This window comes from Actinoplanes sp. NPDC048796, from assembly GCF_040650035.1.
In the GTDB taxonomy this organism is placed as follows: Bacteria; Actinomycetota; Actinomycetes; order Mycobacteriales; family Micromonosporaceae; genus Actinoplanes.
This window is the reverse complement of record NZ_JBEZGO010000013.1, coordinates 161,667-177,649: the sequence shown is the minus strand read 5'-3', so window position 1 is coordinate 177,649 and position 15,983 is coordinate 161,667. Positions and strand designations below refer to the sequence as shown.

The window sequence follows — 15,983 nt, the reverse complement described above, 5'->3', positions numbered from 1 at the left end:
GGCCGTACGGGCAGTGCGATGGGGCCTCTGAGCAGGCACGATCGGGAGGTGAAGATCATTTGTGTTGCGGTGGCCGCCGTTCTCAGCGTCCCGTCCGCGGCGTCGGCAGCCTCCGCTGACCGGACCGCGCCGTCGGTCACGGTCACCGCCCCGCTCGCCGGGGCGCTGGTGAAGGCGGCCTTCACTTCGTCGGTCACCGCCACCGACAAGTCGGGGATCTCCGCCGCCGAACTGTGGACCGGCGGGAGACGCGTTGCCCGGCTCACGAAGGCGCCGTTCAAGGCGGCCGTGAACGCGGCCGGAAAGAACGGCGCGGTCAAGCTCGAGTGGCGGGTCTGGGACAAGAGGAACAATCGCCGGGTCGTCACCCGTACCGTCATCGTCGACTCGACCGCTCCGGTGCTGACGGTGACCGCCCCGGCGCCGGGCTCGTACATCGGGGCCAGCACGACAGTGACCGCGAAACCGTCGGACGCGCGGGGGATCGCCCGGGTCGAGTTCCTGATCGCCGGCAAGGTCGTCGGCACCGACTCGGTCGCCCCGTACGCGTACACGCTCACCCCGGCGAAGATTCCCGCCAGCTCGGCGTCGGCGCCGTCGCTCACCCGGACCTTCTCCGTTCGCGCCGTCGACCAGGCCGGTAACACCCGCACCACCGGGTACACCTATCAGCAGTTGCCGTCGTACGTGGCGCCGGCCTCGGTGTCGGCGTGGAAGCTGGTCTCCTGCAAGAAGGAGGGCAGCCTGATGGCCGGCACGTACTCGTACACGATCACCGGCGGCCGGTATTCGGAGCTGCTCCCGGCGTTCGGGCACCTGCGCCGCGACTACGGCTGGAACGGCGCCCCCGCCACGAACGCCGGCCAGACGACGATCCGGTGGCCGGCTCTCGAGGGCGACGGCTACAGCGAGGTGAGGGCCTCGCTGCGGGTCTGGGCGCCCGGCCGTGACCTGGGCACGCCGACCTACGACGTCAGTCTGGGCGACTACACCCTCGACGCGACCACCTGCGCGATCCGCTGATCCGGCCGTGTGACCCGGCTCTCCGCAGCTGCGTCGAGGACGGCTCAGCTTCTCCGCTCGCCGGCCGACGGATGCGGTTGGTCTAGGGGAAGGTAGCCGTGAATGGGGAAGTTCGGACCTGGCGGGCGCATGGTCGCCGCGGCTACGTCTGTCGCGCTGGTTCTGGGCACCGCGGCCTGCCGCGGCGATGACGATGCCGCGGCCGGCCCGGAGGGCGGCGCGGTCGAAGCCGAGTGGTCGCGGCTGTCATTGCCGGACAGCACCAAGCAGGCCGGGGAGAGGGTGGCCTTCTCGGCGCTGCTGCCGGCCGCCGGCAAGCTGCCGGCGATGGCCGTGGGCGTCGCCGCCGAGCCGGGTCAGGCCGACCGGGCCGAGGTGTGGACCGAGGACGGTTCTTTCCGGTCCGATCCGACGGAGCTGCCGCTGCCCGCCGGCCGCGACGCCACCGTGACGTTCGCCGTCTCGGACGGGTCCGCCACCTGGGTCGGCGGCACGCTGTGGCAGGCGGGCCGGCCGCGGGAGCCGTTCGTGGCCCAGTCCGAGGACCGCCGCGCCTGGCGGTTGCTCTCGCTGCCTCAGGCGGCGGCCGACGCCGCTTTCGCGCCGAACACCGCGGCCGCGGTGCCGGGCGTGGGGCTGGTCCTTCTCGGCGTCGACAAGGACGTCACCCCGACTGCCGTGCTGGCCGGGGCGCAGGCCCGGGTGGTGTCGCTACGGGAGGCGCTTCCGGCCGGCCTCGAGTTCCACGACTTCGCGGGGGCGGCGGTCCGCGGCCGTACGATCGTGGCGCTGGGCCGCGCCGCCGTGCCCGGCCGCAGCGACGGCGGTGTCGTCTACCGTTCCACCGACGCCGGCACGTCGTGGACGGCCGCATCCGGCCCGGTCGCGGGCTCGCTGGTGACCTCGGGCGTCGCCGCCACCTCGAGCCGCTTCGTCGCCACCGGCGGCCAGTGGCACGGCGACCGGCTGGCCGCGGCCGCCTGGTCGTCGAGCGACGGGCTGAGCTGGACACCCGAAACCGTGCCTTCGCTGGGGAAGTACGCCCCGGCGGCCGCCAACGACATCTCGCTCGGCGCGCCGAGCGAGACCGGCGGCCGGCTCGCCGTACCCATCGGGGTCACATCGATGCTGTGGACCGCTGTGCTGGAGCGCAGTGCCGCCGGCAAGTGGCGGATCGCCGGATACACCGACGCCTGGATCGCTCCGGGCGAGGACGGCCTCGCCGCCCTTCAGCCGGACGGCTCGATGCTGCTCGCGCAGTCCAGCCTGAACAAGGCCCGGATCGGCCGGCTCGGCACCTCGGGCGACTGGTCGGACCTCAAGCGGGCCGGGGTTCAGGACGCCGGGCTGACCATGTCGCGCTTCGCCTCCCGCGCCGGCGTGTCCACGCTGCTCGGATACACCACCGAAGTGCAGGTGAACGACTACGCGTGGGCCCAGTTCACCAGTGCGTCGCAGTATCAGATCGGCTCGGACGGCAAGGCCGCCGATGCCGCCTGGCAGCCGGCCGCGAGCCAGCAACTTGGCTCGCCGCTGATGCGGAACAACCCCGCCGGTGGGGAGATCGTGGCCGGGCACCTCCTTCGGAAGAACGCGAAGGGCCTGCCGATCGGCGCGAACGTCGCCGGCTGGTTCCGTAGTGGGCCCAAGGCCTCGTGGCAGCCGCTGCGCGGGTTCGCGACGTCGCGCACGGAGCAGCTCACCGACCTCGTGTGGGCCGGGAAGTCGTGGGTCGCCGTCGGCTACAGCCGGCCGACGTTCTCGGCGGCGGACGTCGAGACCACTGCCGTGTGGACGTCCGCCGACGGCGTGACGTGGCGCAAGGAGACGGGGCCGTTCGGCCCGCCGGGCGGGGGCAACACGGGTGCGGCCGACGTGTGCCCGCTTCCGGGCGGCGACGTGCTGGTCGTGGGTGAGTCGCAGACCGGGGCGGACGAGCGGCCCGCGGCGTGGCGCCGGCACGGGGCCAGCTGGGCGCGGGTGGACGCCGGCGCCTTCGGGGGAGCCGACGCCGGTGCGCTGACCTCGTGCCTGACCGAGGGCGGCACCACTCTGATCCAGGGTACGGACGGTGGACGCGACGCGACGTGGCGTACCACCGACGGCGCGACGTTCGCGATGGCCCCGCTCGGCGAGCGGGGCGACACCTTCGAGCCCGTCCGGGCCGTCACCGGCGGCTGGGCGGCGGCCGGGACCCGGATGTCGGCGGGTCACCGCGACGCGGTGGTGTGGTTGTCGAAGGACGGCCGTGCCTGGCAAGCCGTGGCCGTTCCGGCCGGCCGGCCGTTGCGGGGCGCCGATGTGACCGTCGACGGCACACGGCTGCTCCTGGCCACGAACTCGACCACTTCGCCGGAGGTTTGGGAACTGGCCAATCCGCAGGCGTTCCTCACCTCATAGGTGACCGGGGCGAGCCCGTCGGGAATGAGGAACGGGCTCGCCCCGTACGGGAATGGTCAGATCTTGCCGGTGCCGGCACCCGCGGTGACGGTGGCCTTGACGGTGTTGTTGGCCTCCGGCGTGTAGGAATAGGGGATCGCGGCGACGCCGGCGCCGTTGCGGACCTGTTCGGTGCCGGAATTCACCTTGTAGTTGTTGAGGACCTTCAGGTTGCCGGCGGCGGAATCGCCGGTCTGGGTGACCGTCGGGCTCTTGACGTTCTCGAAGTAGTTGCGTTCGACGAAGACACCGGCGTTCTCGGTGGAGGCGACGCCGTACGAGCCGATGTTGCTGTAGTAGTTGTTCAGCACGTGGACGGGGTTGCCGAAACGCACGCGCGGGTGGCGCTGATTGGTGCCGTCGAACCAGTTGTGCACATAGGTCACGCGCAGATGGCCGATGTCCTGCGAGCCGTTGTCGTCGCTGTGGCCGAGCAGCATGGACTTGTCGTGGTCGTGCAGGCGGTTCCAGGAAACGGTGATGAAGTCGGAGCCGCGTTTGATGTCGATGAGGCCGTCGTAACCGTTCGCCAGATCGTTGTGGTCGATCCAGACGTTTGTGGTGTTGGTCTGCACGTTGATCGAGTCGTCGCTCGCGTTACGGAAGACCAGGTTCCGCAGGATGATGTTGCGGACGCCGGACAGGTTGAGGCCGCCGCCGGTGATTCCGGAGCCCGAGCCGACGCCGATGACGGTTTTGTTCGAGGCCACGGTGTACATCCCGGAAATCGCGATGAGGCCGGAGACGCGGACCGTTTGCGACGTGCTCGAGCTGAGCGCCGATTTGAGGGCGGAAGCGCTTGTCACGGTGACGACCGTGCTCGACGAGCCGCCGGTGGTGCCGCCGTTGAGGCTGGCGAAACCGACCGGGCTGCTCTCGGCGGCGGACGCCTCGAGTTGGCTGGCGACCGTGACGCCGCCGACCGCCAGAACACTGGCGGACATCGCCGCGAGGACGGTGCGGCGACGAAGGTGAGGAGCGGACATGGGGAATCCTTCCGGTTCTCAGGGGGCGATAGGTAAGCGCTTACCTGGGCCGACCATAGGGACAGGCATTTAAGAATGTCAATGCCATGGGCGAGGTCGGAAAGTGAAGGTATCTTTACCGGTTCAGTGCCCGCCGGTGGCCGGCCTTCGATGCCGCGGCCGGGACCGGTGCCGGATCATTCAATGGACTGTCGTCAATGCAAAGACCTTGGTTTCGGTACGGCCGTGCCGGCAAACGACGGCAGCCGCCCGGCCCCGATTTGCATGCCCCGCCAACACTGTGACCATGGTGATCGCCCCGGCCCCGGCCACCCCGTACCACCGGCTCGCCCGGACCCCCGCCTTCCGGTGGTGGCAGCCGGTCCTCGGCACCCTGTTCATCGTCGTCGCCGGCGTCATCGTGGCGATCGCCGGCTTCTTCGCCGTCACGCTGGCCGCCCTGATCGCCGGCCGCCCGGAGGACGCCGACGGCGTCCCGGCGTTCGGCCCGCTGCCCACCCTGGCCGCGTCGTTCCTGCTCATCGCCGCGCTGCTGCCGTTGCCCCTGCTCGCCGCCCGGCTGGTTCAGCGCCGCCCGGCCGGCACGCTGTCGTCGGTGACCGGCCGGCTCCGCCGGCGCTGGCTGCTCACCTGCCTGCCCGTCGCCGGCGGGGCCATCATCGTCTTCCTCGCCGCGGGCATGGGCCTGGCCACGGCCACCGGCGAGGACATGGGCCTCGGCGACGCGCTGGCCGGCTGGGGCCCGTTCGCGGTGTCGATGCTGGTGTTGGTGCTGGTCGTGCCGCTTCAGGCGGCGGCCGAGGAGTACCTGACGCGCGGCTGGCTCGTGCAGGCGATCGGCACCCGCAATCCGTGGCTGCCCATCGGCGTACAGGCAATCGTCTTCGCCTCCCTGCACGGCTGGGGCACACCGTGGGGATTCGCCGACCTGATCGTGTTCGGCACGGTCGCGGGCTGGCTGACCGTACGCACGGGAGGCCTGGAGGCGGCGATCGCCCTGCACGTCATGAACAACCTGATCGGCGCGGGCCTGGCCGCCGCGTACGGGGACCTCACCGTCGACGAGACCGCCACCGACATGCCGTGGCAGCTGGCCCTGATCGACCTGCCGGTGTTGCTGGCCTACGCCTGGGTGATCCTCCGGCTGGCCCGCCGCTTCGCCATCGCCGAGGTCGTCCCGCCCGGCGCCTTCCCTTCGCCGCCGGCGCCGGGAATCCCCGCCCCATTCAGCCCTCTGCGGCCCTCCGACGAGTTCATCGAGACGGCACACACGATCCTGAACACCGAACGCGCCCGCCTGGCCACCCTGCTCGCCGGCGTGCCCCATGAACTGATGCTGGTCGGCGGAAGTTCCGTGCGCGGCGCGCTGACCAAAGGCGACGTCGACCTTCACCTGCGTACGCCCCCGGAGGCGTTCGGCCACGCGGTCCAGCTCCTGGGCGGCGTCTACCGCGTCGTACACCCGCAGATCTGGCAGCCGACCCTGGCCACCTTCGCCGTGAACGCCCCGCTGCCGACCGGCGTCGCGGTGACCCCGGCCGGCTCCGAACACGACGTTCGCTTCACCCGCGCCTGGCAGCGCCTGAGCTCGGACCCGGCCCTGCTACGCGCCTACAACGACCTCAAACTGGCATCCCGGTCGGACATCGCCGCCTACGAGAGGCACAAGTCCGCCTTCTTCGACAGCCTGGTGTCACAGTGATCGACGCGAGCGAGGCCCGGGCCGCGCCGGCAGACAGGTCATGCAGCGTCCAGTCCGCGTTGCTTCCCCGCCTGCTTCTCATCCGGTCGGCTCTTGAACTCCGGCCGAGGCGTCGCATGGACGATCGTCAGCCGCTCGGTCTCCCCCTGCTGACGGATCTTCTCTCGCCTCGTCTCACCCACCTGCTTAGCCATCTCCCGGACCGCGTACAGACAGCGGCGATGTTGTGGATGACCTACACCCACTCCAAACTGGGCGAACGCGGCACGCCCAGTTTCGGTTGTTTGCCGGCTTATGTGCATGCGGTAGCGGTGCGCGTAAAGTCCGCCGCCGCACTGGGCGGCAACTCGTAGAGCAAGTTCAGGTACGTCCTGGGCAGGCCGTGCGACTCGCCCTCGGCCAGGCGGAGCTCTGGCAGTGCGGCCGGCTACGGAAACCGAGGACTCAGGAACCGAGACGCCGTCTTTGAGTATTCCCACCGAGCCGGCACACGGCCGGAAGCTGATGGTGTTGCCCTGAGGCAGTCGGCCGGCTCAGGAACTGGTTCGTAGAGCGTCGCCCTAGGTGCAGCTGCGGCCGTGGTGCGGTGATGGACATCGCAAATGCATGGCCTTAAGTCGCTGTCGGTCGCAGTTGCGCGGCGCTAGGGTGATCGTCGTGACGACATTTCGGATCGGTGAGGCGGCCGAACTGCTCGGGGTCAGCGTGGACACCGTGCGCCGGTGGGTGGACGGAGGGCGGCTGGCCGCCGAGCGCGACGAGCACGGTCATCGGCAGATCGACGGTGCCGAACTGGCCGCCTTCGTCCGTAACCAGGCCGGTGAGCATGAGAGCGGGGAGTCGTCGGCCCGCAACCGGCTGCGCGGCATCGTGACCGCCGTCGTCCGGGACACCGTGATGGCTCAGGTGGACATTCAGGCCGGCCCGTTCCGGGTGGTGTCGCTGATGAGCCGCGAGGCGGCCGACGAGCTCGACCTGCAGGTCGGCTCGGTCGCCGTGGCAGTGATCAAGTCGACCACGGTGGTGGTGGAGCGTTCCGCTCCCGCCGTGGCGCCCAGGGGGAGGGCCAGTTGAGAACACTTCGCCTCGCGGCGGCCGGGCTGGCCGCGGTGATCTCTTTCGGCGTCGCCGGCTGCGGTGACGGCAGCACCAACCCGGCGAGCGGTGCCGGCGCGTCCGAGGTGACCGGTGCGGTCACGGTCTTCGCGGCGGCTTCGCTGACCGAGTCGTTCACCACGATCGGCAAGCAGTTCGAGGCGGCGCATCCGGGCACGGCCGTGACGTTCAACTTCGCGGGCAGCTCGGCCCTGGCGACCCAGATCAACCAGGGCGCGCCGGCCGATGTGTTCGCCTCGGCCGCTGCCAAGAACATGACGGCCGTGACCGGCGCCGGGAACGCGGCGGGGCCGCCCGCCACGTTCGTCAAGAACCAGCTGGTGATCGCGGTGGCCAAGGGCAACCCGAAGAAGATCGGCGCGCTGGCCGACCTGTCCGGCCGGGGCATCAAGGTCGCGCTGTGCGCCGAGGAGGTGCCCTGCGGCGCGGCGGCCGGGAAGGCCCTCGACGCGGCCGGGGTCAAGGTCACGCCGGTCACCTACGAACAGGACGTCAAAGCGGCCCTGTCCAAGGTGAAGCTGGGCGAGGTCGACGCGTCGCTGGTCTACCGCACCGACGCCAAGGCCGCGGCGGCCGACGTCGGCGCGGTCGAGTTCCCCGAGTCGGCCCAGGCGGTCAACGACTACCCGATCGTCCTGCTCAAAGACGCCAGGAACGCGTCCGGCGGCCAGGCCTTCATCGACTACGTGCTCTCCGCCGACGGCACCAAGGTGCTCGAGGAAGCCGGCTTCCAGGCGCCCTGATCATGACCCGAACCCGCGGCTCCCGCGTGCCCTTCCCGTTGCTTCTCCCGGCGGTTCTCGGCCTGATCTTCCTGATCCTGCCGGTGATCGGGCTGCTCGCGCGGGTGCCGTGGACCACCCTGCCCCAGCGGCTGACCGAGCCCGACGTTCTCCAGGCGCTGCGCCTGTCCGTCGTCACGGCGACCCTGGCCACACTGTTCTGCCTGGTCCTCGGGGTTCCGCTGGCCTGGTTGCTGGCCCGGGTTACCTTCCCGGGCCGGCGCCTGGTCCGGGCGCTGGTCACCGTCCCGCTGGTGCTGCCGCCCGTGGTCGGCGGCATCGCCCTGCTGCTGGCGCTCGGCCGCCGGGGCCTGGTCGGGCAGTGGCTCGACTCCACCTTCGGTTTCTCGCTGCCGTTCACCACCGCCGGCGTCGTCGTGGCCGAGTCCTTCGTGGCGCTGCCGTTCCTCGTCATCTCGGTCGAGGGTGCGCTGCGCGGCGCCGACGCCCGCTACGAGGAGGCCGCCGCCACCCTCGGCGCGACCCGCTGGACCACGTTCACCCACGTCACACTGCCGCTGGTCGGCCCGGGCATCGCGGCCGGCGCCGTGCTGTGCTGGGCCCGGGCGCTGGGCGAGTTCGGCGCCACCATCACCTTCGCCGGCAACTATCCCGGCATCACCCAGACCATGCCGCTCGCGGTCTACCAGACCATGGAGAGCGGCGACTTGGAGGGCGCCGTCGTGCTCAGCCTGATCCTGCTGGCCGTCTCGATCACGATCCTGGCCGCCCTGCGCGACCGTTGGCTGACCGCGCCATGACCTTCCTGGACGCCCGCCTCGTCGTGCGGCGAGGCACCTTCCACCTCGACATCGACCTCAGCATCAGCGCCGGCGAGACGGTCGCCCTGCTCGGGCCGAACGGCGCCGGAAAGACCACCGCGCTGCGGGCGCTCGCCGGGCTCACCCCCCTCACCGACGGGCATTTCACCCTCGACGGCGCCGACCTGTCCGGGACCCCGCCGGAGAGACGCCCGATCGGTGTCGTCTTCCAGGACTACCTGCTCTTCCCGCACCTGACCGCGCGCGACAACGTCGCCTTCGGCCCGCGCCGGCACGGCGTCGACCGGCGCGCCGCCCACGAGATCGCCGACCGCTGGCTGGAGCGTGTCGGGCTGGCCGAGCACACCCGCCGCAAGCCGCGCCAGCTCTCCGGCGGCCAGGCCCAGCGGGTGGCTCTCGCCCGGGCGCTGGCCGTCGACCCGCGACTGCTCCTGCTCGACGAGCCGCTGGCGGCGCTCGACGCCCGTACCCGGCTCGAGACCCGCGCCGAACTGCACCGCCATCTCGCCGCCCACCCCGGCGCGACCCTGCTGGTCACCCACGACCCGCTGGACGCGCTGGTGCTGGCCGACCGCCTCGTGATCGTCGAGGGCGGCCGGGTGGTCCAGGACGGCGACGCGGCGACCATCACGGCCCAGCCGCGCACCGACTACGTCGCCCAGCTCGTCGGCCTCAACCTCTACCGGGGCCAGGGCACGGGCACCGCGGTCGAGCTCGCCGGCGGTTTCGTCCTCGCGACGACCGAGCCGGTGCACGGCCCGGCCTTCGTGGCGTTCCCGCCGTCCGCGGTCTCCCTCTTCCGCCGGCGCCCGGACGGCAGCCCGCGCAACACGTGGCCCGCCGTGCTGGCCGACATGCAACGCAACGGCGACAACCTTCGCGTACGCCTCGACGGCCCGATCAGCGTCGCCGCCGACATCACCCCCGCCGCCGCCACCCAGCTCGACCTCGCCCCCGGCCGGGAGCTGTGGGCCGCGGTCAAGGCCACCGAGACCCGCGCCTACCCGGCCTGAGCCGGAGCTAGTCCAGATAGGTCGGCCGGATCGAGGGTGGGATCGGGCCCTTGTTGCGGCGGCCCTGTCCGGTCTCCTCCCAGGCGTGGGCCAGGATGCCGACGCTGCGGCTGAGCACGAACAGGCCGCGCGCGAGCGGGGCCGGGAAGCCGAGCTCGGCGTAGATGACGGCGGTGGCGCCGTCGATGTTCATGGGTACGGGGCGCAGCGCCTCCTCGACGGCCAGGGCGGCCCGCAGGTGGTCGCCGGGTACCACGCCGGCGTCCGCGGCCTCGGCGGTCAGGGTCAGCAGTGGGTCGCGGCGGGGATCGCGGGTGTGGAAACGGTGGCCGAAGCCGGGCAGGTAGCGGATGCCCCGGGCCCGCCACTCGGCGATGACCACGTCCGCGGCGACGTCACGGGTGACGATCTCCGACAACAGCTCGACGCACTGTTCGCCGGCGCCGCCGTGCGAGTCGCCCAGAACGTTGATGGCGCTGGCCATGGCGTTGTTGAGACCGACCCCGCAGGTCGCGGCCATCCGGGCCACGGCGATCGACGGGGCGTGCGGGCCGTGGTCCACCCCGGCGATCAGGGCCGCCTCGAAGAGGCGGAGCTGGCCGGGCGCGGGGCGGGCGCTGCGGAGCATGAGCCAGGTCATCTCGCCGAAGGAGATGTCACCGATCAGGGACGCGACGGGCAGGCCGCGCAGCTCGATGACGTTCGGCTCGATGCGGGAGACGGCGGTGGCCCACCAGTCCGCGGCCTGGGAGTCGGTCATGGCTAGTAAACCTCGATCTTGCCGGTCGGCCGCGGGCTGTGGAAGTCGTTGTAGAAGTACTCGCCGCGACGGTTGAACGTGTACTGGAAAGACTCGCCGGGTTCGAGCCGGATGTCGAACAGTCCCTCGAAGAACTGCGTGGCCCCGTGCGCGTGCACGTTGTCGGCGGGATTCACAAAGGTGACGGTGGTGCCGCCGGGAACGCGCAGATGGGTGGGGGCCATCCCGTTCACCGCCGTCGACTCGATCGCGCCCACCGTGCCGGTCGCCGGGTCGAAGGTTCGCGCCAGGACGACGGTGTTGTTCACGACGCTGCCCTCGACCGGCCCGCCCTGGACCGGACGGCGCACGACCGGAGGCGGCGGTGCCGGGGCCGGCTCGACCGTGCCGCCGATCTTGAACGTCCACAGGAAGTCGCCGCGCGGGGCGGAGTCGCCGTACGGGATTCCGGTTCCGCCGGCGTAGACGGACAGATATTGGGTGCCGTCCACCTCGTACATGATGGGACTGGCGCTGATGGCCGCGCCGCACTGGAAACGCCACAACTCGCGGCCGTTGAACGCGTCCAGGGCGATGAGATTGCCGTCGGGCTGACCGATGAAGATGAGGCCGCCGGCCGTGCTGAGCACGCCGTTGCCGTGGGCGAGCGAATACGGCATGCGCCGCCGCCAGCGCACCCTGTTCGTCGCCGGGTCGACCGCGACGACGCCGCCGGTCTGGTATTCGCCGGGCGGGCGCAGGCCGTTGCTGCTTTCCGAGAGCGAGTGGGCCGCCGGCACATATCCGTAGCCGGTGTAGACCAGACCGGAATTGTGGCTGTACGACTGATGGTTCCAGCACGCCCCGCCGCCGTGCCCCGGGGTGGACAGCACCGGAACGTCCCAGAACGGGTCGTACAGCTTGCCGCGTTTGTAGTTCGGCACGGCCCGGTTCGGATCGCCCGGCACCGACGTGCCCAGCGGTTGCGGGACCACCTCGTTCTCGACCCAACCGCCCTGACGCGGGAAAGGCTGCGTCGGCCACGTCTTCTGCCGCGGTTCCTGCGGTACGGGTATCTCGTCGATGCCCAGCGGCGCGCTTCCGTCCGTACGGTCGAGAATGAAGTACATTCCGCTCTTGCTGCCGTAGACGACGATTTTGCGCAGGCGGCCGCGAATGCGGACGTCGGCCAGGACCGGGGCCATCGAATTGTCCATGTCCCAGATGTTGTGGTGCACCGATTGGAAGTGCCAGCGGTACTTCCCGGTCCTGATATCCATGGCGACGATGGAGCTGGAGAACAGGTTCTGCCCGCCCCGGCCCGAGCCGTCCTGCGACGAGTTGCTGCCGCGCGCGTTGCCGAACGTCCAGTAGACGAGCCCCAGCTCGGGGTCGAGCGCCGGATGCAGCCACGGCGTCGCCCCGCCGACCTGCCAGGAGTCGCCCTCCCAGGTGTCGTTGCCGAGCTCGCCGGGGCCGGGCGCGCCCCAGAAGTGCCAGACGACCGAACCGTCGGTGGCGTCGAGCGCGAGCGCGGCGGCCCGGTTGCTGTCGTGGGTGCCGACGTGCAGCAGGCCGTCGTGGTAGGTGACGGCGACCTTCTCCATGGACCCGTAGCCGGTGATCTGCCGCTCCCAGACGACGGCCCCGGTGGCCTGGTCGAGCGCGATGATCCAGCTGCCCTTGCCGTGGGTGAAGACCTTGCCGGCGCCGACCGCGACGCCGCGGCGGGTCACGGTGCCGCGGGTCTGCGTGTACGTCCATCTGGTCTGCCCGGTGCGCCCGTCGACCGCGTGCACGTTGCCCAGCGCCGACTCGATGTAGAGCACCCCGTCGACGGCGACCGCCGTGCTCTGGTTGGTGCCGGTGGTGAGGCCGCCCTCGATGCGGTTGACCCAGGCGCCGCCGAGCCGGCGGATGGTGCCCTGGTTGATGTCGCGCAGCGCCGAGTAGTTCTGGTTGCCGTAGTTGCCGCCGACCTTGGGGAAGTCGGATCCGCCCGGGGTGGTGCACGCCTGCGCCGGCTTGGCGGCGGTGGCGGGGGAGGGCGCGGCCCCGACCAGCGCGGCCGCGGCAATCGTCCCCTTGATGACGGTGCGGCGTCGAACCTCCATCGCGTTCTCCTTAGTGGTCCGCCTGGCGGACCTAAAAGTCCGTCTAGAGGTACGCAGCGTACGACGCGCAGTGAAAGTAATCCATGCTTGCGCTGCTCGAAACATCGTCCTTATATTGAGCCCGGCCGTTATATCGGAACGCAGGGTCCGCCTGGCGGACCACCGAAGGGCGGGTCAGAGTGACGAACAGGCGCAATGTCCTCAGAGGCGCCGCGGCGGCCACCGCCGCGGCGGTCGGCGCGACGGCCGCCGCGGGATCGGCCGAGGCGCACGCGGGCGGCCGGGAACCGACAGTCAAAGAGCCCATCACCACGAACATTCCGCGCGGCCAGGAGAAATACTTCGACCCCTATTACAACGTCGTCCGCGGCCAGGTTCCCGCCTCCTACCACCCCTGGGTCGCCAATCGGCAAGACAAAATCCTTCTCTACACCCGTACGGCCGGGCCCCGTCACGCTCATCTCGGGCCGGCCCTGGCCGCGGGTCTCAATCCGGCGCTCACCGAGGCCCACGTGCTCCAGAACGCCATCGTGAAATGGATGGGCGAGGCCGGGGTGCAGGTCGACTGGACCGAGGACGTCACGCTCATGCCGGGCATCGGCAGCACGTACAAGGCGGTGGTCTTCGGCAGCACCAGCCGCGACACATTGTTCAAGCACGGCACCGCGGTGCAGCCGAACGCGGCGGTCAACACGACCACACCGGCGCACCTCGACGCGGCCCGAACGGCCTTGCGGCAGTACGTACGGGCCGGCGGCGGTTTCGTCGGCATCCACAACGCCATCGGCGGCACCGAATACAACTGGCCGTACTACGAGGGGCTCAGCGGCGGCACCCAGTATTACGACCACGGCGCCAACCAGAACGGTACGGTCGTCACGCTCACCAAGGACTCGTCCACCCAGGGGCTGCCGCCGCGATGGGAGTTCAAGGACGAGTGGTACAACTGGATGCCCTTCCCGACCCGGGTCAAATTTCTGCTCGCGGTGGACGAGGCGTCGCTGGCCACGACATCGAACACCCACCCCGGGCACGGCCGGTTCCATCCCATTTCGTGGTGCCAGTACTACGACGGCGGCCGGTCGTGGGTGACAGCCCTCGGGCACGACTCGCAGGCGTACATCGACGGGTCGGGTTTCGCGGGTCAGGCCTTTTTCAAGAAACACGTCGTCAACGGAATCCTGTCCGCCATGGGCAAGATTCCGTTCTGCGTATGAAAGGGATCGCCATGGAGAAGAAGAAAACCTGGACCAAGCCGCGTACGGAATGCCTGGAGTCGCGCGCGGAGATCTCGGGTTACGCCGGAGTCGACCGCCCGTGGCTCACGAAGCGCTGAGCCGCGAGGCTTTCGCCGCCGAGCTGCGCTCCCTCGCGCCGCGCTATTGGGACGGGCATCCGTTCCACGTACGGTTGCACGCGGGGGAGTGCGGCCCCGGCGAGGTTCGCTCGTGGGTGGCCAATCGGTGGTACTACCAGCAGATCCTGGCCCGGAAGAACGCGGCCGTCATCGCGAATTGCCCGCTGCCCGCTGTTCGGCGGCAGTGGCTTTCCCGTGTCGTCTTCCACGACCGTGCGACCGAGGACTGGCTGGTGCTCGGGGACGCGGTCGGGCTGTCCCGGGAATCCCTGCTCGACGAGCGGTACGTTGCTCGGGGGACCCGGTTCGCGGTGGACGGATATCTGCAATTCTGCCGGGAGAAGCCGTGGACCGAAGCGGCCGCCGCGGCGCTCACCGAAATGTTCTCGCCCACGCTCATGGCGGCCCGCGTCGTGGCCTGGCGGGAGCATTACGACTGGATCAAACCGGACGGCTACACCTATTTCGAGAATCGCATTCCGGTGGTACGCGACGACGCGCGCTACACGCTCGATCTGGTGCTGACACATTGCCGTACGAAGGATATGCAGATCGCGGCGGTCAAAGCGCTGGCGTTCAAATGTGACGTGCTGGGGGCGATGCTCGATGCCATCGATTACCAGGCCGGGGCTGGCCGAGGGGGTACGGCTCGTCCATGATCCGGTGCGGGACGTGGACGCGCTGCTCTACCCGGAGGGGAGCCTGCTGCTGGACGGACCGGCGGCCGACGTCGTCCGGGCATGCGACGGCCGCCGAGATCTGGCCGAGATCGTCAAGATCCTGGCGGCCGAATACGACGGCGTCTCCGCGGCCGACGTGTCCGATCTGGTCGACCGCCCACTTTTCATCGACGCAGGTGCGGCGGCGTGCCTCCAGAACATCGCCGGGAAGCGGCTGGACCGGACGCCGCTGCCGGTGGGGATGGTCGCCGAACTGACCTATCGGTGCCCCCTGAGCTGCGGCTACTGCTCGAATCCGGTGGAGGCTGCCCGGGACGAGATGAGCGCGGAGGGGTGGCTCGCGCTGATGACGCAGGCCCGCGATCTGGGCGTACTCCACATGCATTTCTCCGGTGGGGAACCGGTGTTGCGGCCCGAGCTGCCGGAACTGGCGGCCCACGCGCGCCGGCTCGGCATGTACACGAACCTCATCACCAGCGGCGTCGGCCTCACCGCACGCCGGCTGACCGGAATCGACCACGTGCAGCTCTCCGTCCAGCACGCCGACGCGACCGCCGCCGACGCCATCGCCGGGCTGCGCGCCCACCACCGCAAGATCGCGGCGGCCGCCCTGGTCCGCGAAGCCGGCCTGCCCCTGACGGTCAACGTGGTCCTGCACGCCGGCAACGTCGACGCCCTGGAGGAGATCGCCGCCTTCGCCGCGAGCCTCGGCGCGTCCCGGCTCGAGCTGGCACACACCCAGTACTACGGCTGGGGCTTGCGCAACCGCGCCGCCATCATGCCGACGGCGGCCCAGATCCACCACGCGGACGAGGCGGCGGCGCGGGTGCACGGCCGCTACGACATGGAGATCGTGTACGTCCGCCCGGACCACCACACGGGCCGCCCGAAACCGTGCATGAACGGCTGGGGTTCCCGCCAGTTCGCGGTCAACCCGTCGGGCACGGTGCTGCCGTGCCTGGCGGCCGACCAGCTTCCGGGCCCGAAACCGAGCGGCTCGCTCGAGCAGATCTGGTTCGACTCGGAGCTGTTCAACCGTTTCCGGGGCACCGCGTGGATGCCCGACCCGTGCCGCTCCTGCGACCTGCGCGACCTCGACTTCGGCGGTTGCCGCTGCCAGGCCTACCAGCTGACCGGCGACGCGGCGGCCACCGACCCGGTCTGCACCCTGTCCCCACACCACCGCGACCTGGTGCCCTCGGGCGGCACCCGCCCGGCCGTGATTCCGCGGCGCTACCGATGAACGCCAC

14 protein-coding genes are annotated in these 15,983 nt (G+C 70.6%); 11 read left to right on the top strand and 3 right to left on the bottom strand.

Annotated features, from left to right (window positions below; translation table 11 throughout):
- Positions 1 to 48 precede the first annotated feature (48 nt).
- Positions 49 to 1,023, top strand: a complete 975-nt coding sequence (locus tag AB0C26_RS37430; protein ID WP_360257514.1) for an Ig-like domain-containing protein — start codon at positions 49 to 51, stop codon at positions 1,021 to 1,023.
- A gap of 102 nt (positions 1,024 to 1,125) precedes the next feature.
- Complete coding sequence (locus tag AB0C26_RS37425; protein ID WP_360257512.1) at positions 1,126 to 3,423, top strand: hypothetical protein; 2,298 nt, start codon at positions 1,126 to 1,128, stop codon at positions 3,421 to 3,423.
- A gap of 56 nt (positions 3,424 to 3,479) precedes the next feature.
- Here AB0C26_RS37425 and AB0C26_RS37420 read toward each other — a convergent pair whose 3' ends face one another.
- The gene (locus AB0C26_RS37420) at positions 3,480 to 4,448 is read right to left on the bottom strand and encodes a pectate lyase (protein ID WP_360257510.1); all 969 of its coding nucleotides are present in this window, start codon (positions 4,446 to 4,448) and stop codon (positions 3,480 to 3,482) included.
- A gap of 286 nt (positions 4,449 to 4,734) precedes the next feature.
- Here AB0C26_RS37420 and AB0C26_RS37415 point away from each other — a divergent pair, with 286 nt between their 5' ends.
- The 6 genes from AB0C26_RS37415 to AB0C26_RS37390 all read left to right on the top strand — a co-directional run bounded on the left by AB0C26_RS37415 (position 4,735) and on the right by AB0C26_RS37390 (position 9,843).
- Positions 4,735 to 6,150, top strand: coding sequence for a CPBP family intramembrane glutamic endopeptidase (locus AB0C26_RS37415; protein ID WP_360257507.1), 1,416 nt, complete (start codon positions 4,735 to 4,737; stop codon positions 6,148 to 6,150).
- 116 nt (positions 6,151 to 6,266) lie between these two features.
- Positions 6,267 to 6,503 carry a hypothetical protein gene (locus AB0C26_RS37410; protein ID WP_360257504.1) on the top strand — a complete coding sequence of 79 codons (237 nt, stop codon included), beginning with the start codon at positions 6,267 to 6,269 and terminating at the stop codon, positions 6,501 to 6,503.
- A 304-nt stretch (positions 6,504 to 6,807) separates the two neighbouring features.
- Positions 6,808 to 7,224 carry a TOBE domain-containing protein gene (locus AB0C26_RS37405; protein WP_360257501.1) on the top strand — a complete coding sequence of 139 codons (417 nt, stop codon included), beginning with the start codon at positions 6,808 to 6,810 and terminating at the stop codon, positions 7,222 to 7,224.
- Complete coding sequence (modA, locus tag AB0C26_RS37400) at positions 7,221 to 8,009, top strand: molybdate ABC transporter substrate-binding protein (RefSeq protein WP_360257499.1); 789 nt, start codon at positions 7,221 to 7,223, stop codon at positions 8,007 to 8,009. The genes AB0C26_RS37405 and modA overlap by 4 nt, the downstream gene beginning before the upstream one ends.
- 2 nt (positions 8,010 to 8,011) lie before the next feature.
- Entirely contained in the window at positions 8,012 to 8,809 is a 798-nt protein-coding gene (locus tag AB0C26_RS37395; protein ID WP_360257496.1) for an ABC transporter permease, read from the top strand.
- Positions 8,806 to 9,843 (top strand): ABC transporter ATP-binding protein, encoded by a 1,038-nt coding sequence (locus AB0C26_RS37390; protein ID WP_360257494.1) that lies wholly within the window; start codon positions 8,806 to 8,808, stop codon positions 9,841 to 9,843. Before AB0C26_RS37395 ends, AB0C26_RS37390 begins: the two co-directional genes overlap by 4 nt.
- A 7-nt stretch (positions 9,844 to 9,850) precedes the next feature.
- Here AB0C26_RS37390 and AB0C26_RS37385 read toward each other — a convergent pair whose 3' ends face one another.
- Both AB0C26_RS37385 and AB0C26_RS37380 read right to left on the bottom strand, forming a co-directional pair.
- Positions 9,851 to 10,603, bottom strand: a complete 753-nt coding sequence (locus tag AB0C26_RS37385; protein ID WP_360257491.1) for a citryl-CoA lyase — start codon at positions 10,601 to 10,603, stop codon at positions 9,851 to 9,853.
- 2 nt (positions 10,604 to 10,605) lie between these two features.
- Positions 10,606 to 12,696, bottom strand: a complete 2,091-nt coding sequence (locus AB0C26_RS37380) for a PQQ-binding-like beta-propeller repeat protein (RefSeq protein ID WP_360257488.1) — start codon at positions 12,694 to 12,696, stop codon at positions 10,606 to 10,608.
- 179 nt (positions 12,697 to 12,875) lie between these two features.
- Between AB0C26_RS37380 and AB0C26_RS37375 the strand changes: the two genes are divergently transcribed.
- From AB0C26_RS37375 to pqqE, 3 genes are all read left to right on the top strand, one after another.
- The gene (locus AB0C26_RS37375) at positions 12,876 to 13,913 is read left to right on the top strand and encodes a ThuA domain-containing protein (protein WP_360257485.1); all 1,038 of its coding nucleotides are present in this window, start codon (positions 12,876 to 12,878) and stop codon (positions 13,911 to 13,913) included.
- A gap of 100 nt (positions 13,914 to 14,013) precedes the next feature.
- Positions 14,014 to 14,712 (top strand): pyrroloquinoline quinone biosynthesis protein C, encoded by a 699-nt coding sequence (locus AB0C26_RS37370; protein WP_360257483.1) that lies wholly within the window; start codon positions 14,014 to 14,016, stop codon positions 14,710 to 14,712.
- Positions 14,660 to 15,976 carry a pyrroloquinoline quinone biosynthesis protein PqqE gene (gene pqqE / locus AB0C26_RS37365; protein ID WP_360257481.1) on the top strand — a complete coding sequence of 439 codons (1,317 nt, stop codon included), beginning with the start codon at positions 14,660 to 14,662 and terminating at the stop codon, positions 15,974 to 15,976. Before AB0C26_RS37370 ends, pqqE begins: the two co-directional genes overlap by 53 nt.
- Positions 15,977 to 15,983: the final 7 nt, after the last annotated feature.